The organism is Streptomyces sp. NL15-2K, from assembly GCF_030551255.1.
Taxonomy (GTDB): Bacteria; Actinomycetota; Actinomycetes; order Streptomycetales; family Streptomycetaceae; genus Streptomyces.
Map to the genome: position 1 here is coordinate 203,134 of NZ_CP130630.1, position 26,925 is coordinate 230,058.

Consider the following 26,925-nt stretch of genomic DNA (forward strand, 5'->3'; position numbering starts at 1 on the left):
ACGGCCGAACAGGATGCCCCAGGGGTTCGGCCAGGAGGAACGTCCGGCGGTGCAGCCAGTCCGCTGCCCGGCTACCCGAGGGCAGCAGGCAGTCCCGCCGGCACTGCTCGGCGGCCTGCCGAGTCGAACGATGTTGCGAAGGCGGCGGTCGGCCGCGTTCTGGCAGACCGAAGCTACTCAGCGCAGTACGGCCGCCAGCAGGTCGGCCCCCAGCGCCGTCAGACCGGGCAGATTGAGGGTGTAACGGACGTAACGACCTTGCCGCCGGGCCGTGAGCAGCCCGCGCGGCGCAGGACAGCGAGGTGGCGGGAAACTTCCGGGGGTGAAAGTTCCCAGGCGTGGGCCAGCTCACCGGTGGTGTGCGGGCCGCGGGCCAGGGTGCGCAGCAGCCGCAGCCGTACCGGATGCGCGAGTGCCTCCAGCCGTAGTGTGACCGTTTCCAGCGATACCGGCTCCGATGGACTCGGCTCGGCCACGGGGTACTGCACCACCGGTTGCCACCCGGGCGCATGGACCGCCACCAGGTGCGGGCGGCCGAAGACGCTGGGGAGGAAGGTGACCCCGGTATCGTGGGCGGCGGTCGCCTTGTCCTGCAGCTTGTCCACGATGATGCGGTTGCCGTCCGGCGCGAGGGTCACGGCGCTGGAGATTGACGCGAGTGCCGCCCCGATGCCCTGGCGCTTCAGCAGGTCGTTCTTCAGCCGCAGGTCGGTGGCGAGTTGCACGGCGACGCCCGTCCAGGTGGCGTCGAAGAAGGCGTCGGCGCACTGTTCGAGGGTGTGACGCACCCGTGCCCGCACGGCTGCGGGGTCCGCGAGCAGCCGTTCCGCGAAGGCCTCTTGGAGCGCGCCGCGGGCCTGGGCGAGGTCCAGGGCCCGCTCGCGCGCAGTCGCGTCGGCGAGCGGTGACGGGCCGGCGAAGTGGACCCGGTTGCTGCCGCACGTGGTGATGAGCGCGGCGGTCACATAGGTTTCGTCGTCGATCCGGTCTACATCGTCCAACTCCTCGGCGAGGGTCGGCCGGGGACGGGCGGGGACCAGGAAGTCGGCTCGTGAGGAACGCCAGAGGAACTCCGCCTCCCTGAACCGCTCGGCCAGCTCCGGCCGCAGCCCAGCCCAGACGTCCCCGGCCCAGCCGGCGAGCTGCGGGTGATGCCCGGGTTCGGCCAGCACGTGCAGCATCGCGGTCAGCTCGGCCAGCGGGGAGGCAGCGAACCTCAGTCGCCCGGACGGCAGGCCGCCGATGTCGATCCTCAACGTCATCCCCTCATCATCGCCGGTCGGATGGCCGACGAACGCGTCGGTTGACGGTGTTCGTCAACCGACATAGTCGGCCCGGTGGCCGAACGCACCGTTGACGCCATGGCAACCACCACCAAGCTCCAGCCGCGCGCCCTCGTCCGTGCCTCCGGAGGCCCCCGCTATGCCGTCGCCCTGGCCGTGGACGCGCTCGGCACCGGCCTGCTGCGGCCCTTTCTGCTGCTCTACGGGGTGACGGTGCTGAAGCTGTCGGCGCCGGCCACCCGCATCGCCATGACGGCCGGCGTCGTCGTGGGTCTGGTGTGCATGCCCGCTGTCGGCCGATCTCTGGACCAGGGCGCACGTACCACGGTCGTGGCAGCGTCGATGCTGGTACGGGTGCTGGGCGTGGCGCTGCTGCTGGCCGCCCCGGCGGGGCACGTCTGGCTGTTCGCGACGGCGGCACTCTTCCTCGGCATCGGCAACCAGGCATGGCCGGCCGCCCACGCAGCACTCGTGGCCAACGTCGCCCACGGCCGCGAACGCGACACCGCTCTCGCGGGAGGCCGCGCCCTGCGCAACGCCGGCCTGGGCGCGGGCGCCCTCCTCGCCACCGCATGCCTGGCGGGCGGCACCACTGCACAGCAGGCGCTGGCAGCCGTCACCGGGCTCGCCTATCTCGCCGCGGCAGCCTTGGCATGGTCGGTCCACCTGCACACGCATCCGGCCGCTACTCCGGCCACGGCCAGGGCCGACGGGCCCGCACCTCGGATGCGCGCGCTGCTGGCCGCCAACGTGGTCTACGTCTTCTGCCTCAACGTCCCCGAAATCGCGCTCCCCCTGGCCCTGGTGACACAGCTGCACGCATCCCCGGTGTGGTCGGCAGCCATCTTTGTGGCGAACACTGTGCTGGTGGTCACCCTGCAGGTGCCGGTCACCGTCCTGATGTCCCGCTTCTCCCGGCGGACCGTGCTGGCTCTCGCCGGCGTGGTACTCGCCGCGTCTTACCTCGGCTTCCTCGCGGCCACCTCAGTGGGACACGGGTGGAGTGCCCCGGCCGTCGCCACGGTGTCCGTGGTCTGCACCATCGGCGAGATCATCTATGCCGGCAGCGCCACCGCGCTCGTCACCGCCCTGGCGCCGGCCCATGCCCTGGGACGCGCCCTCGCGCGCTTTCAGCTCTCCACTGGCTTCGGTCTCGCCGTCTCCCCGGCGGTCATCACCGCTCTCGCCTCCCACGGCTCGGCCGCCCTCTGGGGCAGCCTCACCGCTGCGACGCCCCTCTCCGCCACCGCCGTTGCCACCGAGAAGGATCAAGGAACGCGGCTCAGCGGTTGCTGCCGCCGGGCGCGAGCAGGCTCGTGAGCTCGGCGATCGCCTCGGGGGACGGCTTGAAGTAGCGGCGGACGTTCTCCGGCTTCTTGTGCCGGGACTTCGCCATCAGCATCAGCATCAGCAGCGAGGTGCCCTGTTCCCCGAGATGGGTCAGGGCGGAGTGGGGTACTCGTGCAGTCCCAGCCCGTGCCCGGTCCGCGCAGGGCGGTGTGCTCGTCGAGCAGGGCGCGGGCCTGCCCGTAAGAGAGAGGAGCCAGGCTGGTGTCCAGGCCCTTTGGGGCGTTGTAGTGCTGGTGCAGGTCGACGGTGGCACCGAGGTCGTCCAGGAGCTGGTCGACGACGGCCTCGGTCTCGCTGGGCCGGTCACCCCAGCCGTCGCCCCACCAGCCGAACAGGGACCTCACGGCCTCGTGTTGCAGCGCGGCACCGCCAGGAGCCGGTACCACCTGGCGGTACCGGCTCTTTGTGTCTGGGAAGGGGACGCTGCCTTTGGCGGCGGCGTCCGCGCTCCCAGGGCAGCACAGAGCCCCCGGTCTTGATCATGAACGGGGGCGGCCACTGTCCTCCCTGGATCCCTGCCGCACCGGAGGGGCAGCTGACGACGGGCATGCGGGAGAGGAGGAGGCAGCGGGCGAGTGTTGCCGGGCCGTCAGTAGTCGGGCGGTCCGCGGCCGCTGGCGGCCTCCCTGTGTTCGGGGGGCCGCCGGCGGCGCTACGTTCTCAGCGATTGGTCCACAGGTTCCACCGCAAGGGCCAGGTGCCATCGGCGCACTGGTAGGCGTCCCAGTGTCCGCGATCGATGCCCTGCTGGCCGGCCGTCTGGCAGCCGCTCAGGGTGAAGTACTTGCCCCGGTGGACGTTGAGGCCGTCGGCCGCCTGGACGGCGGTCACGTGCGAGGAGGCTGCGGCAGGCGCCGCGACTGCGGGCGCCGCTGCGCTCATGCCGAGTCCAGTCACGGCGATCGCTGCGAGGGCGCAGAACATGGTGCGTACACGCATGGTGAAGCTTCCTTTCGGTGGGGGTTCACACTCGGCTCATGCGGCTTGTGCCGGCACGGCCATGGCCACCGGCCCACTCACCCTCGGGGGTGATCTGCGCAGCCGGTACGCCGAGTTTGCGGTGGTAGATCGCTCTTCGCCAGCGGGTCCCGCTTGCTTCACTGATGTCGGGATCAATACATTCCTGACCTGCTGGGACGTATCCGTCCCGGGACATGAAGCAGCCGACGGGACACGGTTGCGGCACTGCGGGGAGACCCTTGTCGATGAGTGGCCAACGTCCGCAGGACGCAGCGGCAGCACGAAGGCTGGGCGAGGCGCTGCGGGGACTGCAGCGAAGCTCGGGCCGCACGCTTCGCACCCTGGAAACCCAGGTCCGCATCAGCGACTCGTCCCTCTCCCGCTACTTCCGCGGCGAAACCGTGCCTCCATGGCCCGTCGTCCGGGACCTGTGCCGGGCGCTGGGAGCAGACCCCAGCGTGTACCGGGCTTTATGGGAGGCCGCCGACCGCAGCCGGCCCGAGGAACCAGCCCCTGCCGCCCCGCCACAACAACCCTCCCCCACCTGGCCGCGCCGACTGCGCAAGCGCCTGACCGGTTCATGGGGCTTCGCCGCGGCCGGCACCGCCATCGGCCTTGCGGCCGGGCTGACGCTGTTCGGCCTCCAGCACTCACCCACCGCGCCCCCTGCCCAGGGCGTCACCGAAGCGAAGGACGCGAAGACCGGCTATAGCGATGCCGGCGTGCTCGTCCACAACGTCGAAGAGAAATGCCAGAAACCCCGTACGCACGAATGCGCGCTGCATCTGGCCTGGGACCCCTACCGTCCCTACACGACGGCCAACTCCGCCGACCGCGTCTGGCACCATGACCTGCTGCACGCGCGTTGCCGGATCGCCGACGGCGTCACCGTCACCGACGAGGAAGAAAAACACAGCAGCATCTGGATCCAGGTCTCGCGGAAAGGGCAGCACCTATGGCTCCCTGGGATCCGCGTCGAGCCCGACACGCTGGCCCAGTTGACCATCGTGCTGCCCAGGTGCCCGACATGACGGAGCAGCGCCCCAGGTCACCCGCTGGGTCACCCGCTGGCACGGTGCGGAGACCGACTCCCTCGCGTAGCCCGGCGTGCATAGGTTGGGCTTCCAGTGATCATCTCATCGGGGGTGGACGTGGCAGGCCGGGATCTGAGGGCCCTGTTCAGTAAGAACGACCGCAGTCTGGAGACTGACGAGCGTTCACGAACCGGTCCTCGCAGTGGGAAACGGTTCACGGCCGCTGCTGCTTCTGGATGCGCCGAAAGCGAGCCGGGCGGCTGCCCGGCACCGTACAGGGCTTCCCCACCGGGGCCTTGCAGGTGGGGCACGGCACGCGTGAGGCACTGCGGGCCAGGTCCTCGGTCGTGGTTCCTCTCCTGCGCACGGGCTGCTTCCCGCCGCCTTGATCCCGTTCCTGGGCTGCTTCCTTCTTCCAGCACAGGATGACCAGGAGGAGCCGTTCCTCTTGCACGCCTCATGTTCCGTGCCTCTACGGAGGATGAGGGTGGCGCGGCGCGCGGGTCAGGGCTCCGGAGCCTCCCAGGCGAGCGGAGCGAGGCCGCGCAGGGCCTGCCACTGGGGGGACTGTAGGAGACTGGCGGCCCGCGTCATGGAGGAGCGGTCGACCGTCGTCTGCCACTCCCGGCCGGTGAAGTACTTGGCCTCCAGCGCGGCCACTTTCGCCCTCAGGCGTTCCGCTTCCGGGCTGTTGTAGCTCCACACGCGGCCCAAGGCCGCGCGGGCCTCGGCCAGTTCGCTCGCACGACCAGCCAGTTCGTGGGTATGGCCCCGCAGTTCCTTGGCCGTGACGTGCAGGATGGTGTTGGCGTCGACATCCAGGACCACCTCGATCACCGGAGTGCGCCGGGGATGCCGGGGCAAATCCGAGACCTCGAGGACGGCGAGCGTCCTGTTGTCCGTGACATTCGGGCTTTCGCCCTCGACGACGTGCACGGTCATGGTGGTCTGACCGTTCTCACTCGTGGCGACGAACGCCCACCTGAGCGTGGGGATGGTGGTGTTCCGCTCGATCACCTTCAGCACCGTGCCGTCGTAGGTCTCGAAACCGAGCGAGGCCGAGACCACGTCGAGGAGCAGCACGTCCTTGACGCCTCCGGCGAGCACGCCACCCTGGATGGCGGCACCAGTGACGATCCCCTCGGGGATGAGACCGCGATAGGGCTGTCTGCCACCGGTGAGTCGGCGCACCAGCTCACCGATCGCCGGCATCCGCGTGGCGCCGCCGGTCAGGATCACCTGGTCGAGTTCGGAGTGCCGGATCCCGGCGTCACGGATGGCCTGTTCGATCGGTCGGCGGCAGCGCGCCAGCAGGTCCCGGGTCATGCCCTCGAACTCGGTGCGCGTCAGGGTCTCGTCGAGGTGCACTGGGAAGTCCGCGGTGGAGGACAGGAAGGGCAGACGGACGGTGGCGCTGCTCGCCGACGACAGCTCCACCTTCGCTGCCTCGGCGGCTTCCTGGAGCCGCTGGCGCGCCGGGACGTCCTGCGTGAGGTCCACACCGTGCCTGTCCCACACCCGGCGCAACAGGTGCTGCACGATCCGCTGGTCCCAGTCGTCACCGCCGAGGTGGTTGTCGCCGCAGGTCGCCTTGACCTCCACGAGACCGTCCCCGACCTCGATGAGAGTGACGTCCAGGGTGCCGCCGCCGAGGTCGAAGATCAGTACGGTGGCGTCCTCCTCCCTGTTCAGCCCGTACGTGAGCGCCGCAGCCGTCGGTTCGTTGAGGACCCGCCGCACGTCGAGCCCGGCCCGGCGGGCGCTCTCCACCAGCACCGCCCGCTGGACCAGGTCGAAGTTCGCCGGCACCGTCATGACCGCCAGCCGGGGTGGCTCCCCGGCGTACGCCTCCGCGTCCTCCCGCAGACGCCGCAGGATGAGCTCCGCGGCGTCCTCCGCCGTCAGTTGGACCGCTCCTCGGGTGATGCTCCAGTCCGTGCCCAGCCGCAGCTTGACGGACCGCACCGTGTAGTCGGGGTTCGCAATCGACTGTCGCTTGGCGGCCGTGCCCACGAGGATTCCTCCGTCTGCTGTGACGGCCACCAGGCTCGGTGTCGTGAGGGCGCCCTCCGCGTTGGGGATCAGGCGTACGTCCTCGCCTTCGAGGAGGGCGATCGACGAGTTCGTCGTACCGAAGTCGATGCCCACCACAGGACCGGAGGTCCCGGTGAGTCGGCGCGGCGGTGACGGGCGGGCGGGGCGTGCCGCCCGCGCCGTGGGGATATCGCCCAGTCCCCGCTCGTGCCACAACTGCCGTGCCCGGCGGGCGACTTCGCGGTCCGCGTCGGCGATAAGTCCGAGCAGCGCCGCTCTGGCCGCGTCCCGGGTCGGTTCACGGACGCTGCCGAGCAGCTGCTCGACGAGGTGGAGGGAGCCGATGCGCTTCCAGGGCTGGACGTCGAGCACGGCCGCCCGCATCTCGGCGAGCCGGTCGACGTCGCCGTGCCGGGGGCTGCGGGCCAGGTAGATCGTGCCCTGGGCACTGTCCACGCTGAGCGTGGGGGTCTGGCCGGCGATGCGTTGCCGTACCTGCTCGTGGACGTAGTCGTAGAGCTCGTCGACCGAGACCAGGCCGTCGCCGTCAAGGTCGGCGGAGCCGTCCCGCAGGCCACGGACCACCGCCGAGGTGAACACGGACGGTTGGGCGGGGGTGCGGCTGTAGCGGACGTCCTGCTCGCTCTCATGGGCGTACTGCAGGGCGGTGGAGGCTGTAAGGACGACCCGGCCGTTGCCCGCGAAGGGCTCGGCGATGTCGACGGTGGGCGTCCCGGCGTCGCGGCGCAGCGCGTTCAGGGTGAATGCCCCGCTGTAGCAGCAGTCCAGCAGGACGACGATGCGCCTGGAGCGACTCTCGCCCATGAAGGTGCCGACTGTTTCCGCGGAGACAGCGGTGGAGCCGGGATAGTCGCGTTCGGTGTCGCGCATGACGAAGTACAGGCGGTTGCGGACGTCCTTCCACCCGTGCAGCGACAGGTGCAGCAGGAGCAGGTCGTCGCGCCCGGCCCGGGTGAAGAAGGACTCCAGCGCGCGCATCGCCGCGCGCTGACCGACATCGACGAGGGTCTCGACCTCGAATCCCGCGATGTCCGGATCGCCCAGCACCGCCGCCAACTGCGCGGCGTCCGCGGCGGCGGCTGGCAGCGTGGCGAAGTGGTCGTCGTCGTACGTGCTGTTGGCGATGATCAGGGCCCGAGTCGCCACGGCGGGTTACTCCCCGTGGCGGCGGAGGAATTCGTCCAGTGCGCGCTGCTGCACCTCGTCGGAGGCGGCAGTCAGTTCGATCTCGTCGTCGCCGAGCTTGAGTCGCACTGTTCCGGAGCGTCTGCGGTTGAGCCAGTCCTGTACAAGGCCGGCGAGCACCGGGAGTAGCGCACCGCTGCCGCCGAGACCGATCAGCAGTGCGCCTAGCTCCAGTGCGCCCGTCCCGCGGGTGCCCGGCGGTGGCGGGGACTGCGGGACCCGGTCGATGCTCGCCAGGTCGAGCCCGCGCAGCTCCTCGATCAGGTATTGGAGCAGCTCTTCGGCGTACTCCGGGTCGTCGTCCCCCGCGTCAAACACGAGCCGGACCGGAATCTCCGCTGACATCACGACGCTCTCCCCCGTTCCCTCTCCGCAGGGGGCAACTCTAGCGGCGCGCGGCGAGCACCGTGACGTATTGGGAAACGCCGGGTTGGTCAGAATTTGCGCAGGATGAGGTGTTGTACCTTGTTGTCGGGCCCCTGTGCAAGACGAGGGTGGCGCGGCCGCGGGTGGGGCGAAGTGGCAGGGTGGGCCGCGCTCCGCCCACGCTGACTCCACGAGCTTCTGGTTGGCCTTCTTCTGCTGGGCCACCTTCGCCCGGGCCGCCGTGGCCTGGGAGGCTGACGCGTCCAGGCCCGACCGTCCCCCTGACCTCAATGGTGGTGCGCGACAGCTCAGGGGCGAGAACCGCAGTCCGCATGGGTGAAATCGGCCAGTCGCTGGCAGCCGTACTCGCCACGGTTGTTCTCGACTTGACTGCTGCCGACCTCACCGGCCTCGAACCCGACCGGCTACCTGGGATCAATGCAATCTGGTCATCCGGCACTGTCTGGCCCTCCGGCATCGCTGACCGGATACGCACCTCCTCTCGGGAGGTCGGCCCCGGCATTTTCCTGGTGCGACATCTGGATTGGGCGTAAAACAGCAGGTAGCTAGCTGTAAGCGCTACCGCCGGATAGTCATCCTCTTCCCTGGCGACCCCCAGTTCGTGACGTGCCGGAATCGCGCCTATTCCTCCTGACGCTCTGGCAGCGGGAAGCGTCAGGCGCGCCCCGGCCCGGCGCGGCAGCGGACTGTCGGACATCCCTGGCAGGATCAGCGCATGCTCATCACGCCCCGCCCGGGAGCCGACCGCAAAAACATCCGCAAGGTCCTGAACGACGTCCGCTTCAAAGCTATGGCCTTCGCGGGCCTGCCCCCGGTGGCGTGTTCTCCCGTCTCCTGAAGTACCTGGCGTGGGCCACCGAGGCAGCAGAACTGTTGCGCTCCCAGATCAGTGACAAGGACATCGGTCACCTCCTCTTCACCCGCCGCTACGGGTCCCTTCTGGGCAGCTGCGGCACGCTCTCCGGGACCGATCAGCAGCGCCTCGTCAACGGCCTCGTCGACCTGGAGGTCACCGAACGCATCCAGGCCCTGGAGGCAGCCGGGAACGCGCTGGAGGCGCAGACAGCCCGTTGGACCGGGATTGGGTGGTTCGTGGTCGCCGACTCCAGCTTCTACATCCCAAACACGGTCGCGCTCGCCAACGCCGACCTGCACCAGGTGCTAGGAATGCCGCCGAACGAGCACATCCGGCTGCTGTTCCCCATCGCCGTGGTCCACGAACTCGACAGCTTGATGGACGCCGGCAAGCACCAGGCCAGGTGGCGGGCTTCCCATACGCTCGGGCTCCTGGACCACACCCTCAGCGGATCCACCTCCGGCATCCTGCGTTACGCGGACAACAGTGGCGAGCCTGCCGCGTGGCACGGCGAAGTGAACGTGGAGATCGTCATGGACCAGCCCGGCCATGTACGTCTGCCCATCACCGACGACGAGATCATTGACCGGGTGGTGGCTGTCCAGGCCCTCGCCGCCCGGCCGGTGCGGCTGTTGACGTGCGACACCGGGCAGCACACCCGCGGCCGGGCCGCTGGGCTGAACGTGACGAAGGTACCGGCGAAGGACCCGGGGCCGGAGCCGGACTGGGAGGCGCAGGACAAGCCTGGCAACGGCACCCGAGCGAAGCGCCGCGAGAGGCAGGCCGCCCAGCAGGAAGCCGGCGCAGGGTAGACCGCTCCTCAAGCCGCGCCGCGACGCATGCGTCACGCCTCCTCATGCCAGGGGAAGCCATCCGGGTCCGCGGCGGCACGGGTCCAGAGCCGCTCATCATCATGGCCGCGGATCTGGTCCAGGAACGGGAAGTCCTCCGGCTGCACGGCCAGTTTGGCGACAGGGGTCACTGGTACGGGACTTGCCCATTGGGCCAGCTGCACCGAGACATCGCCGACCCGCATCCGCGGCTGCAGCTCGAAGGTGCCGGCGGGCAGCAGGTAAACCGTGCCGGGACGCCAGGGCTGCTGCTTCAGCGCCTGCGCGCTGATGGAGAAGTAGTAGTGCGGCTCGCCGAGCCGCTCGCTGCCGCTGGCGAGGCGGACGCAGCCATTGATCAACGACATCGGGTGGCGGTCCCGGTCCAGGATCGCGTAGTACATCGGCCAGAGCCCGTCGCCGGCGGCGAAGACCGCGCGCCGGTTGCCGAACTCGCTGTTGTCGTCCGGCTGCCGGGGTTCGAAGCGGCTGATCGCCGGGTCGCCCGAGCCGTGCAACAGCAGTCTGCCGCGGTCTGCGGCATGGCACAGGAACTGCCATTTCGGCGCCTCGAGCCGGTAGTCGATGGGCTCATCGGGACCGTTCGCGAGCGCTTGCTCCAGCAGTCGGTCAAAGGATGCCGACGTTCCGCGGTCCGGGGGTGGAGCGGGACGGGTCATCCAGTACGCAGGCAGCTTCATCAGAGCAACCTATTGGTTTTGTATCTCGGTGTGGGAGTCTTTTCGAGGTGACTGTGGGAGTCACCCTCTGACCGAGTTTGCGATGCCGGTTTGTTTTGACGTCAGTTGGGGGCTGTGCGGTGGAAGCGTGAGACGTGCTTCTGCCGAAGGGATTCATAGGGGGAACTGGGTCGGCCGAGCTAAGGGCTGGTCGGCGGGGCGACGATCAACTCGGTGTCCGGATCGTGGTCGATCTGGGGAGGGCCGGCGACGATCATGGTGGCTCGGGCCCACGGCTGTTCTCGCAACATGAACGGCAGTTCCTCCAGCAGCCAGTTCGCCACATGCGTCAGCTGCTCGGGGGAGTCACCGTTGCGGACGACCAACAAGCGCTCCTGCTCATCGAGGTCACCCTGCATCCACACCGAGGCGTCCAACCACGGGGCAAGCTCTTCGCGGATGACGCCGGTGCCCTCGACCCAGATGAAGTCGGCACCGGCGGGGATCGTGATCGATCCGGGCCGGTCGTGGGTGATCCAGGCATCAGGGCGGAAGTGCACCGCCTCACCTCGATGCAGGGGTTGCAGGATGTTCTCGACGAGCACGGCACCCCAGCCGAAGTAGGCGTGGTTCCAGGCGATGTCGTCGGTGTGGATGATGGCGGAGTTGGGCACCACTTTGCGCAGCCGCTCGGCCAGGGTCGTCTTGCCGGCGCCGCCCCGGCCGTCAATCGCGATCACCCGCGGACGTCCGGTGACGTCGGGTGATGCATCGCGCAGCTGCCGAACGGCATCGAGCACGGTCACCACCCGCCAGCCAACGGCCTCGGTCTCGCCTGGATGCAGACGCATCGACAACCTGTCTCCGGAGGTGAGGACACACGTCCGGCCTGCCGGACGGTCCACTCGTCGCCTGACCTTATCGAGGTCATGGTCGAGCGGCCATGTCGGAGTCGGGCGGCGACACTCGATCCGTTTCGCCGGCCTCCGTGTCGGCGCGCGGGATGGGTGGCGAGTGCCGTGGAGTGGCACTGGAGACCACCAGCGAGGGGATCCAGGGGCTGGTGTCGCCACGTCGGATCCCAAGCGATCAGGCAGGTTGAAAAGAGGTCACTGAGTGACGTCACTTCCCACTGCCTTTGATCATGCAGGTGCGGCCGAGGTGACTCCCGGACTCACGTCGAAACGAAAGCACGAGCTTGTCTCTTCATCTCTGTCCGCTCAGGTCTGCGGGCGCCTCTCCGTAAGGCGCGGTTTCTGATCACGTGCAAGGGGAGAGCTGTTCGCGCACCCATTCGGGAGCGGGGTTGGTGTGTGGCTGGCCCGCCACGACGACGGTTGGCACGGTCTCGTTGCCGTCATTGGCTGCCCTCACCGCTGCAGCTCCTGTCGGGTCACGCCAGATGTCGACCCAATACAACTGGCGGGCGCTACGGCCCAGCCGAATGCGGAGTCGCACGCAGTACTTGCAGCCCGGACGCCAGAAGACGACTGGCCGTCCGTCGACCACGCTGCGGCGTTGTGCCTCCCGCGCACCGATCGACCTCGGGAAGATCAGGGGCGAGTTCACGCCTGCGAGCGTCAGGAACGCCAGCTGGAGTGCTGCAGCTGTGCCGAAGTTCCCCTTGAAGATCAGCCCAGCCGCGACGGCTGAGCCGCAGAGCACAAGCAGCATCGGCAGGATCCAAGCGCGCATCATGGTGACGCAGGCTATCGATGGGTCGAAATGCTCCTCGAACCAGGCAGCTCACCTGGGTGTTCGCCGGCCGCCGAGGTGGCCTTCGTCGTGCTCATGTGCTTCTTTGGCCGGAGCACATGATCGGGCGGAGGCCGCCCGCACGTCCGCTGAACAGCGCAACCAGATGGACAGCGGCGTCCTCCCGCGAGTCGACCGGCGGCTCCTCCTCTACCAGCGGTAGCTGATCGAACGGCTCGCCACCATCGAGGAACCCGAACACCGCCAGCTTCTCCGGCACTTCGCCACCTGGCACCAGATGCGGCGCGCCTGCGGGCAGAGGCAGAGAAGGCACCGCTGGGACGCTCCCAGAGCAACCACACCAAGCAGGAAGTCACCCAGGCTGGTGCCTTCCTCTGATGGCTCGCCAGCCAAGGCCACGCCATCGGGCAGTGTCAGCAGGCCGACATCGACGCCTGGCACGCCGAGAGCCTGGCCATATGATGACTCCCTGCCCATGCGGGCCAGGGTCACCGCCGCGCTCGTTCTCCTCTATGCGCAATCTGTCAGCCGCATCGTTCGCCTCACCATCGACGACGTCACCGACGACGAGACCACCGTCACCATCCAGTTGGGGGCCCGCCGTCCCGCTGCCGAAGCCCGTCGCCGACCTGATGCGGGCCTACATCCAGTCCCGTCCGCATCTGCCCTACGCCAGCAGCAGGAGTGCACAGTGGCTCTTCCCCGGCCGCCAGGCCGGACAGCCGATGAACCCAGTCAGCCTCCAAGTCCATCTGCGTGAGATCGGCGTCCCGTCGCAGCGCGGCAGGACCTCCGCAATCCGACAGCTCGCTCTCCAAGTGCTGCCCCGCCCCTCGCCATCGCGAAGGCACTCGGCTACCACGACAAGACCGCCACCCGGCTGGTCACCGAGGCCGGCGGTACCTGGAGTCGATACGCGCCCGGAGCCACACACGGTGAAAGACCGGACAGCCATCCACCGCTGTGGTCCCTGCTGGCCGGGCAAGGCAGTCGACAGTCAGACGACGACTGGCTGAACCGTCAGGGTTTCCTGCGGCGGTGTCGATCGTGGCCTGAGTGCCCAGCGGGATGGTCGGAGGGTGTGGGCCGTGGCCGGCAGGGAGCCCGCCGAGGACAGGAACGCCCAGGCGAGTCAGCCGGTCACGCAGGACGTCGGCAATGCCCCATCCCCCAGGGTCGGGTCATCGTCATCCTGGTCGAAGCCGATGAACTGGCCGAGCACGACCCCGTGCAACCCGTCCAGAGCCCCGGTACGGGTCAGCTGGGTCAGCGCGCGGTCGGCCTCCCCCAGCCCTGTGCCTCACTGGTGTTCGACAAAGAGGATCGCCCCCTTGAGGTTCGGCAGACCGGCTCCGGCCTCGGTGCGGATCGCGTCAAGGTTGCCGCCGACCAGGACACCGGTCGCGGTGCCCTCGACGGAGACTGCCGCACTGGCCTGGCTGGTGTCCCGGTGAATGATGACGGGATCAGTGGTCATCAGCGCGCGGCGAACGGCGTCGGCTGATGACGGCCCGCACCATTCGTCGCTCGCGTTGGGGAAGGGGCCGTGCAGGCAGGCCAAGCGGCATCGATCCCATAGGGCGAGGTGGAGGTGGGTGATGTCGCTGAAGCCGACCACCGGTTTCGGGTCACGGCGCAGCGCGTCGGTATCGAGGTCGTCAACGATGCGGTATGTGCCCTTGCCGCCCATGGCGGCAAACACCGCGCGGACCCCGGGTCACCGAACGCAGAGTTCAGATCGAAGACGCGATCCTCATCCCGACCGGCCAGCCGCCTACCGCGAGCCCGACCGGACCTGCGGTCGCGCGCTGATGGACAAGCCCATCGCGCCCATCAGCCGCGGCGTTCCTCGCGCGCTGGCCGAGGTCGTTACGCTCGGCCGCAACCTGCCCAACTACCTTGCACGGTCACTGCTCGAGACCTGCGGATTCAGGCCGCAATTGCCCCTTCAATCGTGAAGAGTCCCTTTCAAGACCGGTCAGTCCACGAGTAGCACGAGTTTGCCACGCACAGTCCCGGCTTCGCCGACGCGGTGCGCGTGGGCCACCTCTGTCAAGGGGAAGGTCTGGCCGACCTGGATGGAGAATCGTCCAGTTTCGGCCATTTGGGCGACCTGGGCCAACGCATAGGTGGCGCGGCCGTTGTCGCCGCGGCTGAAGCGGATGCCCGTCTGCTGCGCGCCGCGGAAGTCGGCGACCGTGATCACGTGCTCGGGCGCGCCCACGAGTTCCACGAGTTCGGGAAGGACGCCACTGCCAGCGACGTCCAGTGCGAAGTCGACACCCGACGGCATGATTGCCCGGACTCGTTCTGGCATCCCGTCGCCGTATGCCACCGGCTCGGCCCCGAGCGAGCGGAGGGCATCGTGCGTGCCTGGACTACCCGTGCCGATGACGCGGGCGCCGCGCTCCATGGCGAGTTGGACAGCGGCACTCCCTACGCTGCCAGATGCCCCGTTGATGAGCACAGTGCTGCCCGCTGTGACGCCAAGCTGGTCGAGCGAGCGCGCTGCGGTCTCGGCTGCCGCGGGGATCGCTGCAGACCTCGCACAGTCGAGCGAGTTCGGGATCTGGGCCCAATAGGACAGCACGGCCAACTCCGCTTGGGCGGCTCCATATGGTGAGGCCCCGAAGACCCGGTCACCAACCGTGACACCCGAGACATCGTCGCCGATCTCGTCAACGATACCCGCAGCCTCGTAGCCCAGGGTCTGGGGCAGTTCCTGGTCCATCAGGCCCTGCCGCTTTTTCCAGTCGCTGGCGTTGATCCCCGCGGCACGGACCTTGATCCGTATCTCTCCGGCACCGGGATGGGGATCGGGGAGGTCAACGATCTCCAGAAACTCCGGGCCGCCGAACCGGCTGAACTGTGCTGCCCTCATGACGCACTCCTTCCGCGGAAGAAGTGGCGGATCGTCCGATACCGCGTGTGCGCGTACTCCCTGTCCGGCTATCTGCTCGGCCCCAGAGCACGTTTCTACTCCGATCCATCGACCCTACGTCATGACCGCCCGCACCTGGCGAGCTGCCTCTGCGGCCACCTCGACCCACACATGCCCGCCGGCTGGTCGTCCCAGCTCCTTCTGGCCCGGATCTTGCAGCAAGCCATCAACTGTGAGTCGACGGAGCGCTCACGGGGGAAACGATGACTGTGTGCTCGTCGAAGCAAGGTTGCGCAAACGGACCCGATTGCCGCTGATGGCCGGCCGCAGGGCCAAAGACGGGCAGGCTTCGCGGGCGGCTCCCGGGCGCCGAGGTTTGCGAGCCGGGATTCGCCCGGTGACAACTGCGTCGGTCCCGGCAACCGTTTCGCCTGGAACAGGCCGCCTAATGGGAGTTGTCGGGTCGTAGAGACTCGGTGCTGTAGCCGCCAGTGGGTGAGCACTCACGCCGCCGGAAGCATCCGACTTCTGAGGTCAGACCGTGCCCCTGCTGGTGGGCCGGAAGGCCAGACCGTTGACGGGGTGGCGTGCCCGCCGGGCAGTGGGGCGTGAGCACTGGATCCATTAGGCCGCGTGCCGCGCCTTCCGCGGGCTGCACGGAGCGAAGTACCGGACTGGGAGGGTGAGTTGCTGCTGATCGGCGATGACTGGGCCGAAGACCACCATGATGTCGAGGTCCAGGACGAGGCGGGCCGGAAACTGGCCGTGGCGAGGCTGTCCGAGGGCGTGGAGGGGATCGCGAAGCTGCACGAGCTCGTTGCGAAGCACGGCGGCGAGGACCTTGATCCGGCCGGGGTGGTGATCGGGATCGAGACCGACCGTGGTTCGTGGGTGCAGGCGCTGATCGCCTCCGGCTACCGGGTCTATGCCATCAACCCCCGGCAGGCCGCCCGGTTCAAGGAGCGGTACGGCTCCTCCGGTGCCAAGAGCGACAAGGGCGACGCGCACGCGCTGGCCGACATGGTCCGCATCGACCGGGACCAGCTGCGTCCGGTGGCCGGGGACAGCGAGCAGGCCCAGGCCGTCAAGGTCGTCGCCCGCGCCCACCAGACCTTGATCTGGGAACGCACCCGCACGTTCCAGCGGCTGCGCAGCACGCTGCGCGAGTACTTCCCCGCCGCCCTGCACGCCTACGCGGATCTCACGCTGACCAGCACGGACGCGCTGGAACTGCTGATCAAGGCCCCCACCCCGGCGGCCGGGGCAAAGCTGACCCGCACCCAGATCACCGCCGTCCTGGCCCGCGCCCGCCGGCACAACCGGGACGCGAAGGCAGCCACGATCATCACCGCGCTGCGCGAGAGGCAACTCGGCCTGCCCGAGCCGGTCACCGCCGCCTACGCGGCCACCGCCACCGCCCACGCGAAGCTGCTGATCGCGCTGAACGAGCAGATAACCGACCTGGAAGGGCAGGTGAAGGCCCATTTTCTGAAGCACCCGGACGCTGAGATCTACCTCTCGATGCCCGGCATCGCGGAGATCACCGGCGCCCGGGTGCTCGCCGAGTTCGGAGACGACCCCGCCCGCTACGCGTCCGCGAAAGCCCGCAAGAACTACGCCGGCACCAGCCCCATCACCCGGGCCTCCGGCAAGAGCCACACCGTCCAGGCCCGCTACGTCCGCAACAACCGGCTCGCCGACGCGCTGCAGACCCAGGCGTTCTCCGCCCTGCGGGCATCCCCCGGCGCCCGCCGCTACTACGACAAGCAACGCGCCCGCGAAGCCGGTTACAACCCGGCCCTGCGCCAACTCGGCAACCGCCTCGTCGGCATCCTCCACGGATGCCTCAAGACCCGAACCCTCTACGACGAAGCGACCGCCTGGTCACACCACGCCCACACCCCTGCCACTTGACCCCCAACGACATGGGGTGTCTGACCCGTCAGCGGGAACAGGCAATGTCAGACCCAGCGGGCATCCTGTCGACCATGGATAGGATCGAGACTCGGCCGCTGCGCGACCGCGACGAACTGGACGAGGTGCTGCGCACCGGCTTTGACCTGATCAGGGCTGTCGATCCGGGGCTGCGGTACCGGCTCGTCGGCACAGCAGCGGCTTGCCTGCAAGGCGTCGACCTGCCGGTGGGCGATGTCGACATCCTCGTCGACCGACGCCAGGACGTCGACGCCGTTGCCGAAGCACTCGCGGACTTGCCGTGTCTGACCGCTCCACAAGCGCTCGCATCAGCCCCGCAGTACTTCGCCTGCTACGGCCTGGACGGCGTGGGATTCAGCGTCAGCACCGTGGAAGTATCGTGCGACGAGGATGGATGGGAGTGCCAGGGACCCGGCCCTTGGCGGCACTACGTCACCGTGAACTGCGGCGGGCACCACATCGAATGCGTGCGGCTGGAGCTCCGGCTGACCACCGAGTTCCTCCGCGATCGCCCCGACCGCTACCAGCCGCTCCTGGCCCATCTCGGCGCTCATGGCGCGGACCTCGAACTCCTGCAACAAAGCATGACCGTACGCCAGATCCCTGAGCCGCTCGCGCGCCTGACCCGAGGACTTCAAGCAACCGGGAAAGCACCGGAAAATCGTAAACGTAGATCGGTTTCAGAGCGAACCGAGTCGTCGTTCGCGAACCGCCGCCCCCATGGGGAAGCATGACCGCGAGGGTGGGGAATTGCCTGACGCCGAATCCACCTGAGGTGGGGAATTCCGTGACCGCCGCCCAGGCTGCAGGCGCGGGCGGTGGCCAGGCCCTCGCTGGCGATGATGACGATGAGGAAAACGGCACTGATACAGGCCGACGTGGGGATAGTGCGGTCGGGCAGGACGGCCAGTTCCGATCAAAGGTGTACCAGTGGGGGGCTGTTCCGACGTAGGTGATAACTGCGCCTCCCAGTGGGCCTCTGACAGTTGCTTCCACGTGTTGCGAGCGGATGTGAACACAGAAAACGGCCCCCAGTGCCCGGAGGCAATCCGGATGCCGGGGGCGGGGGTCGCTTCGAGGGTGTAGTACGTGGATCCCAGTCTGATAGTGCGAGCCGCGTTATAAGCTCCAGCCCGCACTACCGCGCTTCCACCGGATGCGGGTGTTTTTCTCTTGTCAGGCCTTTACCGTCACTACAACTCACACCACTCCCCCAGCTCTTCAAACGTCCCTGTCCGAAAGAAATTCTGCACAACATCCCACGCGTGATTGACATTCAGAATGAAGTCACCCATGAATATTGTCAGATCGTCCATGATTGGGACGTCGATGGCGTCCCGCCGAGCGGTGTAGGCGGTCGAGCGTTGCGAACGCGCGGGTATCTGCCCGGGGCGTGCACCAGCTGTCGTTGAGTGCTCCCTGAACAAGGGCAGGCCACCGCGCAAGTCTCCCCGACGGAGTTGAGACGATCAGGGTGCTGTGCGAGCGCATCCTGCAGGAGCTCATCGCGGCGGAGGCGACCGAGGCCATCGGTGCCGCCCCGGGCGAGCACGCCGAGAAGCGCACGACCTGGCGCAACGGCCACCGGGAGAGGCTGCTGACCACCCAGGCCGGTGATCTGGCCCTGAAGATCCCGAGGGTGCGGACCGGGTCGTTCTTCCCCCTCGCTGCTCGAGCGGCGCCGGCGGATCGACCGAGCCCTGTTCGCCGTGGTGATGGATCAGCTCCAGGAGCACGGAGGCGTAGAAGTGCCACAGGGCGTGCATCCCGTGCTCGCGGGCCGCCGCGTAGCGCTCGCCCTTCTCGGCAGCCGCGGCCGGATTGGTGCCGGCGAATGCCAGCGCGGGTCTCCATGGCTGGTCGCTGCCCGCCTGGCTCCAGATGGCCACACCGCTGCCGCTGGCCGTGAAGGCAGAAGAGGCCCTGTCCCGCCCGGTTCGTGCCGGGCAGGACAGGGCCTCTTCCTGAGTGCCCGCTGGCTGAGCGGTGAGGTGGGCCGACAGCGGGCGCACCGTGTGCCCGGGCGTTGATGTGGTTATGTGTGGGGATCTTGCTGAAGTAGCGTAGTGGCTCCTACGCAACACGACCCGGCACGCGCGTCGGCGGGGTTGTGCCCTCGTCCTGGCGACAACGGTGGCCTACCACTTGGTTGCCCAGTAGAGGGCGTTGCTGGTGGCGCGTACGGGGGCTGCCCCGTTTGCCAGCGTGGTCCAACGGCTGCTTCCGTAGTTGCGGTAGTACAGGCGTTTTGATCCCTTGGCCAGGACGCGCAGTGCGCTGTGTCCGATGCCCTCCGATATGTGGTACCGCACCAAGTGCTGGGCGCCGTCGGTGGTAGGTGTGGCGCTGTTGTATGACACCGTTCTGTCGGCGTTGGAACCGATGAACGTCCAGTCGGTCTCCGTGGGTTGCGGGACCTGCGTGGAGTGCAGCCAGGTCATGAACTGCGAGCCGGGCAGCATCTGCCGGCATTGCAGGTCCGCTCCGAAGATCGAGTCGCAGTCTTTACCCGTTCCGTAGTGCGGGGTTCCCAGGGTGACTGCGTCCTCGACGTAGAGAAACGGCGGCCAGTTCTCCTCGGGGTCGTGGTAGGTGACCCCCAGTACGGCGGCCCGGACGATCAAGCCGCCCATCGAGTGGCCGACCAGGTCGACGCTTTCGCCTTTGCTGGAGTGGTTGCGGTAGATGTCCCAGGCCAGTCGGCGGCCGAGCTCTTTCAGGCTCAGGTCGCGGTCGCCGTCCTCCGGCGCGAGGTTGATGTTGCAGAGGGTATCGGCTGTGTAGAAGCCGACCTGGACGAATTGTTCCTTCTTCCAACCCCAGCCCTGCATCGCCTCGATGAGGCGTCCCCACCGTGACTCGCAGTTCACCCCCTGCGAGATGGCAATGGGGTTGTAGCCCTTGACGAGGTACACCGTCTCGTTCGAACTGTTGGTGCGAGGCGGTGGCGTGGCCGCGGAGTCTGCGGCCGCGCCTGGAGCGTTGAGCCCTATCAGTGCGGCGAAGCACATCACCGCGATGGTTAGAGCGCGTCGTCGTCTTGCCATCGTGTCCCCCTGGTTGTGGTGATGGAGCGTTGTCACGGCAGCGGTGGTGGCGCGTGGGTCACCACCGCTGCCGCGCGGGCCTGTTCAGTGCGGCTCAGGCCCCGTCGTCCGTCGTGATGCGCACGTCGACGGCTGTGCTGGTGGTCACTTGCGGGAGGCGGGTTACCAGTCCTTCTCCCAGTACAGGGCGTTCATGGCAGCCCGGATCGGCGCGGCACCGTTCTGTGTCTCCAGCGGCGGCGTGGGCCAATTCCTGTAGTTCATCGCGTAGGTGCCGGTAGTGATGTCCGTGAGGGCCCCGTGGCTCCATCCGTTGCTGCCGGGGTACCAGACGTCGTGGGACGCAGACATGCGCAGAGCGGAGTCGTCCACGACGTCGTCGTCAGCGGCACCGATCAGCGTCCAGTCCGTGCCCTGCGTCCCCTGAGGGCTCTGAGCTGCCCAGTCGAGGAACGAGGACTCATGCCTCATGTCCTGGCACTGACGAGTGCCATATGCCAGGGAGCAGCCGATCCCGGCAAGGGTGCTCAGTCCGTCGTGCGGGGTGCCCAGGGTCACGACGTCCTCGACGTAGAGCTTGGTCGGCCATCCGGGCAGCTTCTGCTGCACCCCCGTCAGGGCCGCCCGCACGATCAGGCCGCCCATGGAGTGGCCGACGAGGTCCACGGACTTGCCCTTGGAGGTGTGCCGCCGGTAGATGTCCTTCGCCAGTGCCCGGCCCAGCGTACGCAGCGAGGCGTCAGTCCCGCGCCTCGCGATGGTCACACTGCAGCCCCTGTCCCTGGTGTAGAAGCCCACGGTGTGGAGCTTCCCCTGCCAGCCCCATTGCGGGAATGCGGTGGTCGCCGGCTTCCAGTACGTCTTGCAGTTGGCCCCGGGCGGGCTGCCCTTGGAGTAGCCCTTGACGAAGTACACCGCCTCGGTGTTGCTGTCGTCGCGCGCGGGCGCCGCCTGCGCCGGGACCGCCGCAGTTCCCAGGACCAACGCGGCGATCGCGGCCGCGAGGAACGCGCTCCATCGTCTGATCACAGTTTCCCCCGTTTATTTGTCCCGATGGCGTCCGGGGCTCCAGCCGGACGGAACGACAAGCTGACAGTCCGGCCAGACGGCCCCGAACACCGCGTCCTTACGAGTCAGTGTCTACGTACAGTCCCCAGGCGCCGCGGCTGGAGCTCCATTGGCAGTACCAGTAGCTATAGGCGGAGTTCTCTCCGTCGGCCTCGCACCGCGCCAAGCTGGAGTACCAGCCGACGCGGACGATATCGAAAGTGGTGATCGGTGCGGCTGCCGTCGTGTTGCTGTCGACGGGCGCGGGAGCGGCCTGCGCGGGAGCGACCAAGCCCCCCAGTACAAGCGCGGACCCAAGGGCCGCGCCAGCGACGACACTGCGCATAGGCATAACTCATCCTTCTCTCTCGACCGATGGGCTCTCGCATGTCCACGAGCTGGTGCCGGACATGCTGCAAAGCCCGTGAACGAACGCCGGACCTCGAGTGACAACAACCGAAGTCGGTCGATGCCCAGGATTTCCGCACAATCATCGGGCTGACAAGGAGAAGCTCCGTTCGCAACTGTTCGGAACTACGCTCATGGCGTTCCGAACGCGCTCGAACAAGGCCGGTCTAGCCGTTGCCCAGTGATGATCTGTGGGGTCATGCTGAGGCAATGAGCCAGAAGGGAGACAGCCTTGCCGAGCCGCTGGAGGATCCACCACAACCCACGCAGGCCAAAACTCCTGCCGAGTTCACCGCGGCACTGCGCACACTGCGCATCTGGTCCGGCCTGACGTACCGCCAACTCGAGGACAAGGCCGCCGCACACACCGAAACGCTCCCGGCCAGCACCATCGCGACCACTCTCGGGCGTGTCACCCTGCCCCGAGAACGGTTTGTCGACGCCTTCACCCGAGCGTGCGGCCTCAGCGACGAAGAAGCGCAGAAGTGGCTCGAGACACGCCGCCGCGTCGCCACCACCGAGCCCGCAGCACCCGGCGACGATCCTGATGGCAAGCCCGACGGATCACTCACCGACGTGCCGGCCCCCGCGCACGTCCCGCGGTGGCGCCGGACTGTCGGCCTGCTCGGCGCTGTCGGTATCGGCGTCGCGGGCACGCTCGGCGCCAGCAGCCTGTTCTCCAACCAGCCCATGCACACCTCCCTGCCCGCAATGCCCGTGACCGGACTGCGCATGCCGGCAGTAGGCAGCTGGGCGCACATTCATCCAGCTCGCACACCAGAGCTGTGTCTCACCGAAGGCAGGGACCGAACCGGCCGATACCAAACCGCGATCGCAGCACAACGATCCTGCGAGAAGGCCATCCAGCCGCGCGTGTTCCTCGAACCGCTGGGCAAAAACATCGTCCAGATCCAGTGGCATCACCCGAAGTACGGCATCGGCTGCCTCACCGTCCTGGCGAAAGGGCCGGAGCGCAACCTCCTCGAACCTCGCGACGACTGCGCCAACGACAACCAGGCCCAACAATTCCGCCTCGAACGCTACGGCCCACCTGACACCGCCCACTTCCGCATCCGCCCGGTCATCGCAGACGAATGCCTGAGCCTGCGTGACCAAGACACCAAAGAAGGAGCGGAAATCGTCCAAGGCCGCTGCTCCGGCGCCGCCGACCAGGACTTCCTGATCAAACTGACCCCGCCTCCGTAAGCCGCTTGCACTCAGCTTGACTCTGTCGGGGAGCGTGTCCTGAACACGACGAGGAACTCATGTAGGAAGGGGCGCTTGCGGAGTAACCGGGTGCCAGCTCGGCCCGCCATCTGGCGCTTGATCAGTTTCAGGTCGTGACCCGGCCCTCGGCCACGCCGGAGTTATAGGGGAGAGTCACGGCGTCGAGGTCGTCGAGCAGCCCGGTGGCGTAGCTGGCCAGCTGGGCGATCCCGTCGTGCTTGGCCTGGGTGATCTGGGCATCCAGCAGTCGGGCGCGCCGCTTGGCGAAGGCGGTCGCGAGGGAGCGGATGCGGTCGTGGATCCACTGCCATCGAAGCTCAGCCACGATGTCCAGTTCATGAGGAGCGGCCGGACGACTAGGGCCTGTGTGACGTTGTGATCAATCTTGCCGATCCGGATCCCTCTGGAAGGCAGATCCGGTAGGAAGACGATCGTGACGCGAAGGCAACTCACCGACGAGCAGTGGCAGTTGATCGAACCGTTCCTGCCGATAGGCGAGTGCGGTCCGTACCCTGAGCGGCTGCGTGAGCAGTTCGAGGGGGTGATCTGGCGGTTCCGCACCAGCAGTCAGTGGCGGGAAATGCCGGGCGGGTTCGGCCCGTGGCCGACGGTCTACGGCCGTTTCCGGGTCTGGCGGGACGCCGGCGTCTTCACCGCACTGCTGGAAGGTGTGATCGCTGAGGCCGCCCGCCAGGGGAAGACGGACTTGTCCCTGGTCAGCGTGGACTCCACCACCGCCCGGGCCCACCACGACGCCGCCGGGATGTGCATCGGCAAGGAGGTCATGGACGCCCTGGAGGAAGCCGCCGCCGACCAGGAACGGGCCTGGCAAAAGGGGCGGCCCGCCGGAACAGAACGGACAGGACGGAAGCGACACCCCCGGCCGGGAAGAGCGGCGGCACGTCAGGCGACGGCGCAAGCTCCGTCTGAAGGAAGCCCTGCTCGGCAGGTCCCGTGGCGGGCTGACGAGCAAGGTTCATCTCGCCGCGGACCGCAAGTGCCGTCCGTTGTCGTTCGTCCTGACCGCAGGACAGGCCGCCGACAGCCCGCAGTTCGTCCCCGTGCTGCAGAAGGTGCGGGTCCGTCTGCCTGTCGGCCGTCCCCGGACCCGGCCTGGCGCTGTCGCTGCGGACAAGGCCTACTCATCCCGCGCCAACCGTTCCTACTTGCGAAAACGCAACATCAAGGCCGTCATCCCGGAGAAGAGGGACCAGGCTGCCAACCGAAAGAAGAAAGGCAGCCGGGGCGGCCGGCCCACAGGTCACGACACCGGTCTCTACAAGGAGCGGAACACCGTCGAGCGCCTGATCAACAAGCTGAAGGCCTGGCGGGGCATCGCGACTCGATACGACAAGACGCCCGAGAGCTACCTCGCCGGCCTCTACCTCCGCGCCTCGATGATCTGGATCAACGATCTACTGAAGGCGACAGATTGATCACAACGTCACACAGGCCCTAGTGATGTTGTTATCCACCCGCGCATTGTGCTGTGGTCCTGCCGACAACGTCACCCGTGCGTGGGGGGGGCAACCCTGGTCATCATCGTGCTTCGCACCTCCGCCGCCCCGGTGGTCCCAGATCAAACCGCCCTCTGGGTCCACCTCGCGGCTCTGGCAGCGATCACGGGGAGCCGTCAGGGTGGGTCATATGCTCGCCGGTCCGGTGTCTACCTCTGGTGGGGCGTGCCGATACGAGAACTCTGCGCACGTTGTGTCTGGACATCGTTTTCAGCCGTTGCCGGTGTCCACGGGGAACGTTGCTTCGTCGAGTGCAGCTCGAGCTGTTGTGGCGAAAGCGCCGATGCGTTCGGAAACTCTGGTCACCTCGACTGCATGCCGTTCCACGAACTTGACGTTGTGGTCGGGTGCTCCCTCTGCCGAGTCGCGCCATGCGAGCAACGTCGTGTGCATCGAGTGCAGTGCAGTCTTGACGCCGTTGGCTGCTTGTTCCACAGACTCGGGCCCTTCGACCGCAAGAGCAGCCCAGGTTGCCTGCACTTCTCCTAGTTTGTCGTGTGCGTCATGGAGATGATGGTCAGCCCCTTCCGTATCCACCTCGCCGATCAAGGCTCGTGCGGCCTGTTTCAGGGCGTTGCGCGTCTCATTGGCGGGAGCGAGAAAGGCGCTGTAGGCGTCGCGCCGGGCCTGCCTGCGCCAATGCGCGTGGTCAACTCTGGCCTGGGCCCCAATCTGCTGCCGGCTCGACCACCCGGATATTGCCGATGCGGAGACGGTTCCGAGGACGCCTACCGTTGCCCCCAGCAGTGCTGCGATTCCCTGATCCACAGAGTGATTATGCACGCGTCGGTCTGCTTGTGTCCGGAAATTGGCGGCTGTCGATCACGGGGAGCTGTCACGATCGGGGTTGTGTGTTTGGGTCCCCAGCTCGTGCCGGAGTGTGAGCTGTACCGATTTGACGCTCCATCATGTCTATCGGAATCTGAATGGAACGGCTGGGCACAGTCGACGTCCTGGACGTGGATGGACGTGAACCCTCATGGCATGACGTGCTGTTCGCGGGGATCGCGCTGTTCGCCGAGGCGGCCGTGTGCGACACAGGGGCGGTGATCGTGCGGGCTCGTGGTTGGGCCCGGGAAGGAAACTGTCCGAGCTGCGGCCGACCGTCGTCTCGTGTGCACGATCGCTATCGGCGGCAGTTGCAGGACGTGCCGCTGGCCGCCCGGCCGGTCCGCATCGTGCTGGAGGTCCGCCGGTTCGTTTGCGTGAACACGGAGTGCGGGCAGAGGACGTTCGCCGAGCAGATCCGGGGCTTCACCAGCCCGTTCGCCCGCTGCACGACCGGCTGGGGGCATGCTGAACGTGATCGCACTGGCACTGGCCGACCGTGCCGGAGCGCGCATGGCCATGGCGCTGGGCATCACGGCGGGGCGGGGCGGGGCTGCTGAACCGGGTGCGGGCGATGCCCGACCCGTCGTACGGCACTCCGCGCGTGCTGGGGTTGGACGACTTCGCGATCAAACGCGGCCACACCTACGCCACTGTGCTGACCGACGGGGAAACGCACCGCGTCGTCGACGTGCTGCCCACCCGGGACACCGCGCCGCTGACGACCTGGCTGCTTGCCCACCCCGGCGTCGAGGTCGTGTGTCTTGATCGGGCCGGTGCCTACGCTGAAGGCGCCACTGCCGGGGCGCCCACCCAGCAGGTGGCTGATCGCTTTCACCTGTGGATGAACCTCGGTCAGGCCGTGGAGAAGTGCGTCGCTGCGCATCTCGCCTGCCTGCGTCCATCGTCGGCACCGGCCCGCCGGTGCCTCCACAGGCCTGCCTCGATGTCCACCACGTCTACCTCAGCCGGCGCATCGCCGAGACCCGGGGGCGCATCTCGCTTGTGGCCCTGCATCGCGAACTCGCCGAACGCGGCTGGCACGGCAGCTACTCCACCCTGCGGGACTGGGCCGTTCACCGTCTTCGCCATCCTCGCCGGCCCCCGCAGCCACCGCCGGCGCCGCCGAGCACGCGGCAGGTCACCGGCTGGCTCACCCGCCGCCCGAGCACCTCACCGAGGACGAACACCAACAGCTCAAGGGGGTCCTGGACGGCTGCCCCGAGCTGACCGCCGCCCACCAACTCGTCCGCGACTTCGGGGACATCCTCACCCGGCGGACCGGCGTCCTGTTGCCCACCTGGATCGACGAGACCCTCGCGGTGGGCCTGCCCGGCCTGACCGGCTTCGCCCGCGGCCTGACCGGTTACCTCGACGCCGTCACCGCGGGGCTCACGCTCCGCTGGAGTTCGGGCGGCACCGAGGGCGCCGTGAATCGCGTTACGAAGATCAAAAGAGAGCCGTACGGACGTGCCGAATTCGAACTACTCCGGAAGATGGTCCTGCTTCAGTGACCGCCCCTGACGGCTCCCCGTGATCGCTGCCAGAGCCCACTTCACAACGCCTGATCTTCACGAATTATGCGCGAACTGGGGCCAGCTGGAGTCGCCTTGGTGGGGCCGCTGAGCGGCTCTGGCACAGATCTTGGGGAGCGGTCGCGGAGGGTCACCCCGGTGTTCGATTGCGAGGGGTTGGTCTC

General features: G+C 67.9%; 22 protein-coding genes and 6 pseudogenes. 13 read left to right on the forward strand and 15 right to left on the reverse strand.

The genetic code is table 11. The features are described 5' to 3' along the window. Positions 1 to 177: 177 nt before the first annotated feature. A pseudogene (locus tag Q4V64_RS00770) lies at positions 178 to 1,262 on the reverse strand (DUF5937 family protein). A gap of 99 nt (positions 1,263 to 1,361) precedes the next feature. Here Q4V64_RS00770 and Q4V64_RS00775 point away from each other — a divergent pair. Then, positions 1,362 to 2,603 carry an MFS transporter gene (locus Q4V64_RS00775; protein ID WP_172629579.1) on the forward strand — a complete coding sequence of 414 codons (1,242 nt, stop codon included), beginning with the start codon at positions 1,362 to 1,364 and terminating at the stop codon, positions 2,601 to 2,603. Here the strand turns inward: Q4V64_RS00775 and Q4V64_RS54640 are convergent. Then, positions 2,566 to 2,882: pseudogene (locus Q4V64_RS54640) on the reverse strand (site-specific integrase); the annotation flags it as partial. The gene Q4V64_RS00775 and the pseudogene Q4V64_RS54640 overlap by 38 nt on opposite strands. A gap of 411 nt (positions 2,883 to 3,293) precedes the next feature. After that, positions 3,294 to 3,572, reverse strand: a complete 279-nt coding sequence (locus tag Q4V64_RS00785) for a hypothetical protein (RefSeq protein ID WP_124445253.1) — start codon at positions 3,570 to 3,572, stop codon at positions 3,294 to 3,296. 266 nt (positions 3,573 to 3,838) lie between these two features. Between Q4V64_RS00785 and Q4V64_RS00790 the strand changes: the two genes are divergently transcribed. Next, complete coding sequence (locus tag Q4V64_RS00790; RefSeq protein WP_124445254.1) at positions 3,839 to 4,624, forward strand: helix-turn-helix transcriptional regulator; 786 nt, start codon at positions 3,839 to 3,841, stop codon at positions 4,622 to 4,624. Between the two features lie 507 nt (positions 4,625 to 5,131). Here the strand turns inward: Q4V64_RS00790 and Q4V64_RS00795 are convergent. Together Q4V64_RS00795 and Q4V64_RS00800 are read right to left on the reverse strand one after the other, a co-directional pair. Continuing rightward, positions 5,132 to 7,828: an Hsp70 family protein gene (locus tag Q4V64_RS00795; protein WP_124445255.1), complete on the reverse strand. Its 2,697-nt coding sequence runs from the start codon at positions 7,826 to 7,828 to the stop codon at positions 5,132 to 5,134. 6 nt (positions 7,829 to 7,834) lie between these two features. Further along, a complete protein-coding gene (locus Q4V64_RS00800) occupies positions 7,835 to 8,212 on the reverse strand; it encodes a hypothetical protein (protein ID WP_124445256.1) in 378 nt (125 codons plus the stop codon). A gap of 353 nt (positions 8,213 to 8,565) precedes the next feature. Between Q4V64_RS00800 and Q4V64_RS00805 the strand changes: the two genes are divergently transcribed. The 3 genes from Q4V64_RS00805 to Q4V64_RS00815 all read left to right on the forward strand — a co-directional run bounded on the left by Q4V64_RS00805 (position 8,566) and on the right by Q4V64_RS00815 (position 9,922). Further along, complete coding sequence (locus tag Q4V64_RS00805) at positions 8,566 to 8,787, forward strand: hypothetical protein (protein WP_148100407.1); 222 nt, start codon at positions 8,566 to 8,568, stop codon at positions 8,785 to 8,787. 182 nt (positions 8,788 to 8,969) lie between these two features. Then, positions 8,970 to 9,092, forward strand: a complete 123-nt coding sequence (locus Q4V64_RS00810; protein WP_301184615.1) for a hypothetical protein — start codon at positions 8,970 to 8,972, stop codon at positions 9,090 to 9,092. Next, positions 9,074 to 9,922 carry a PIN domain-containing protein gene (locus Q4V64_RS00815; protein ID WP_253267481.1) on the forward strand — a complete coding sequence of 283 codons (849 nt, stop codon included), beginning with the start codon at positions 9,074 to 9,076 and terminating at the stop codon, positions 9,920 to 9,922. The genes Q4V64_RS00810 and Q4V64_RS00815 overlap by 19 nt, the downstream gene beginning before the upstream one ends. Before the next feature lie 32 nt (positions 9,923 to 9,954). Here Q4V64_RS00815 and Q4V64_RS00820 read toward each other — a convergent pair whose 3' ends face one another. The 5 genes and pseudogenes from Q4V64_RS00820 to Q4V64_RS00840 all read right to left on the reverse strand — a co-directional run. Then, on the reverse strand, positions 9,955 to 10,641 hold the full coding sequence (locus tag Q4V64_RS00820) for a hypothetical protein (protein WP_124445258.1): 687 nt from the start codon (positions 10,639 to 10,641) through the stop codon (positions 9,955 to 9,957). 179 nt (positions 10,642 to 10,820) lie between these two features. Beyond that, positions 10,821 to 11,471 (reverse strand): hypothetical protein, encoded by a 651-nt coding sequence (locus Q4V64_RS00825; protein ID WP_124445259.1) that lies wholly within the window; start codon positions 11,469 to 11,471, stop codon positions 10,821 to 10,823. A gap of 409 nt (positions 11,472 to 11,880) precedes the next feature. Beyond that, positions 11,881 to 12,318 (reverse strand): glutaredoxin domain-containing protein, encoded by a 438-nt coding sequence (locus tag Q4V64_RS00830; protein ID WP_124445260.1) that lies wholly within the window; start codon positions 12,316 to 12,318, stop codon positions 11,881 to 11,883. 91 nt (positions 12,319 to 12,409) lie between these two features. Next, positions 12,410 to 12,595 (reverse strand): hypothetical protein, encoded by a 186-nt coding sequence (locus tag Q4V64_RS00835; protein WP_124445261.1) that lies wholly within the window; start codon positions 12,593 to 12,595, stop codon positions 12,410 to 12,412. Positions 12,596 to 13,636: 1,041 nt separating this feature from the next. Then, positions 13,637 to 14,041, reverse strand: a pseudogene (locus Q4V64_RS00840) (LD-carboxypeptidase); the annotation flags it as partial. A 64-nt stretch (positions 14,042 to 14,105) separates the two neighbouring features. On the opposite strand from Q4V64_RS00840, the pseudogene Q4V64_RS00845 reads away from it, so the two are divergent. Next, positions 14,106 to 14,294, forward strand: a pseudogene (locus tag Q4V64_RS00845) (ISL3 family transposase); the annotation flags it as partial. 20 nt (positions 14,295 to 14,314) lie between these two features. Here the strand turns inward: Q4V64_RS00845 and Q4V64_RS00850 are convergent. Further along, positions 14,315 to 15,217: an NADP-dependent oxidoreductase gene (locus tag Q4V64_RS00850; protein WP_124445263.1), complete on the reverse strand. Its 903-nt coding sequence runs from the start codon at positions 15,215 to 15,217 to the stop codon at positions 14,315 to 14,317. Positions 15,218 to 15,904: 687 nt separating this feature from the next. Between Q4V64_RS00850 and Q4V64_RS00855 the strand changes: the two genes are divergently transcribed. The 3 genes and pseudogenes from Q4V64_RS00855 to Q4V64_RS00865 all read left to right on the forward strand — a co-directional run. After that, on the forward strand, positions 15,905 to 17,131 hold the full coding sequence (locus Q4V64_RS00855; RefSeq protein WP_303715403.1) for an IS110 family transposase: 1,227 nt from the start codon (positions 15,905 to 15,907) through the stop codon (positions 17,129 to 17,131). After that, on the forward strand, positions 17,128 to 17,886 hold the full coding sequence (locus tag Q4V64_RS00860) for a hypothetical protein (RefSeq protein ID WP_303708697.1): 759 nt from the start codon (positions 17,128 to 17,130) through the stop codon (positions 17,884 to 17,886). Before Q4V64_RS00855 ends, Q4V64_RS00860 begins: the two co-directional genes overlap by 4 nt. 734 nt (positions 17,887 to 18,620) lie before the next feature. Next, positions 18,621 to 18,873 (forward strand): annotated as a pseudogene (locus Q4V64_RS00865) (transposase); the annotation flags it as partial. 417 nt (positions 18,874 to 19,290) lie between these two features. Here Q4V64_RS00865 and Q4V64_RS00870 read toward each other — a convergent pair. Both Q4V64_RS00870 and Q4V64_RS00875 read right to left on the reverse strand, forming a co-directional pair. Beyond that, complete coding sequence (locus Q4V64_RS00870; RefSeq protein WP_124445872.1) at positions 19,291 to 20,199, reverse strand: hypothetical protein; 909 nt, start codon at positions 20,197 to 20,199, stop codon at positions 19,291 to 19,293. A 162-nt stretch (positions 20,200 to 20,361) separates the two neighbouring features. After that, on the reverse strand, positions 20,362 to 21,228 hold the full coding sequence (locus tag Q4V64_RS00875) for a GPI inositol-deacylase (protein ID WP_253267588.1): 867 nt from the start codon (positions 21,226 to 21,228) through the stop codon (positions 20,362 to 20,364). Positions 21,229 to 21,864: 636 nt separating this feature from the next. Between Q4V64_RS00875 and Q4V64_RS00880 the strand changes: the two genes are divergently transcribed. Then, the gene (locus Q4V64_RS00880; protein WP_124445873.1) at positions 21,865 to 22,860 is read left to right on the forward strand and encodes an XRE family transcriptional regulator; all 996 of its coding nucleotides are present in this window, start codon (positions 21,865 to 21,867) and stop codon (positions 22,858 to 22,860) included. A 127-nt stretch (positions 22,861 to 22,987) separates the two neighbouring features. On the opposite strand, the gene Q4V64_RS00885 is transcribed toward Q4V64_RS00880, so the two are convergent. Then, a complete protein-coding gene (locus tag Q4V64_RS00885) occupies positions 22,988 to 23,206 on the reverse strand; it encodes a hypothetical protein (RefSeq protein WP_303708699.1) in 219 nt (72 codons plus the stop codon). Positions 23,207 to 23,314: 108 nt separating this feature from the next. Between Q4V64_RS00885 and Q4V64_RS00890 the strand changes: the two are divergent. Beyond that, positions 23,315 to 24,317: pseudogene (locus Q4V64_RS00890) on the forward strand (IS5 family transposase). Between the two features lie 291 nt (positions 24,318 to 24,608). Here Q4V64_RS00890 and Q4V64_RS00895 read toward each other — a convergent pair. Then, entirely contained in the window at positions 24,609 to 25,166 is a 558-nt protein-coding gene (locus tag Q4V64_RS00895; protein WP_124436413.1) for a hypothetical protein, read from the reverse strand. A 158-nt stretch (positions 25,167 to 25,324) separates the two neighbouring features. Here Q4V64_RS00895 and Q4V64_RS00900 point away from each other — a divergent pair, with 158 nt between their 5' ends. Both Q4V64_RS00900 and Q4V64_RS00905 read left to right on the forward strand, forming a co-directional pair. Beyond that, entirely contained in the window at positions 25,325 to 25,786 is a 462-nt protein-coding gene (locus Q4V64_RS00900) for a transposase family protein (RefSeq protein WP_124436414.1), read from the forward strand. Positions 25,787 to 26,374: 588 nt separating this feature from the next. Beyond that, positions 26,375 to 26,740 carry a transposase gene (locus Q4V64_RS00905; protein WP_253266598.1) on the forward strand — a complete coding sequence of 122 codons (366 nt, stop codon included), beginning with the start codon at positions 26,375 to 26,377 and terminating at the stop codon, positions 26,738 to 26,740. Positions 26,741 to 26,925 lie beyond the last annotated feature (185 nt).

Coding starts and splice junctions, on each gene's coding strand:
- Q4V64_RS00775 (WP_172629579.1), top strand. CDS start 1,362: ATGGCAACCACCACCAAGCTCCAGCCGCGCGCCCTCGTCCGTGCCTCC.
- Q4V64_RS00805 (WP_148100407.1), top strand. CDS start 8,566: ATGGGTGAAATCGGCCAGTCGCTGGCAGCCGTACTCGCCACGGTTGTT.
- Q4V64_RS00825 (WP_124445259.1), bottom strand. CDS start 11,471: ATGCGTCTGCATCCAGGCGAGACCGAGGCCGTTGGCTGGCGGGTGGTG.
- Q4V64_RS00870 (WP_124445872.1), bottom strand. CDS start 20,199: ATGGCAAGACGACGACGCGCTCTAACCATCGCGGTGATGTGCTTCGCC.
- Q4V64_RS00880 (WP_124445873.1), top strand. CDS start 21,865: ATGAGCCAGAAGGGAGACAGCCTTGCCGAGCCGCTGGAGGATCCACCA.
- Q4V64_RS00820 (WP_124445258.1), bottom strand. CDS start 10,641: ATGAAGCTGCCTGCGTACTGGATGACCCGTCCCGCTCCACCCCCGGAC.
- Q4V64_RS00810 (WP_301184615.1), top strand. CDS start 8,970: ATGCTCATCACGCCCCGCCCGGGAGCCGACCGCAAAAACATCCGCAAG.
- Q4V64_RS00900 (WP_124436414.1), top strand. CDS start 25,325: ATGGAACGGCTGGGCACAGTCGACGTCCTGGACGTGGATGGACGTGAA.
- Q4V64_RS00830 (WP_124445260.1), bottom strand. CDS start 12,318: ATGATGCGCGCTTGGATCCTGCCGATGCTGCTTGTGCTCTGCGGCTCA.
- Q4V64_RS00790 (WP_124445254.1), top strand. CDS start 3,839: ATGAGTGGCCAACGTCCGCAGGACGCAGCGGCAGCACGAAGGCTGGGC.
- Q4V64_RS00800 (WP_124445256.1), bottom strand. CDS start 8,212: ATGTCAGCGGAGATTCCGGTCCGGCTCGTGTTTGACGCGGGGGACGAC.
- Q4V64_RS00850 (WP_124445263.1), bottom strand. CDS start 15,217: ATGAGGGCAGCACAGTTCAGCCGGTTCGGCGGCCCGGAGTTTCTGGAG.
- Q4V64_RS00785 (WP_124445253.1), bottom strand. CDS start 3,572: ATGCGTGTACGCACCATGTTCTGCGCCCTCGCAGCGATCGCCGTGACT.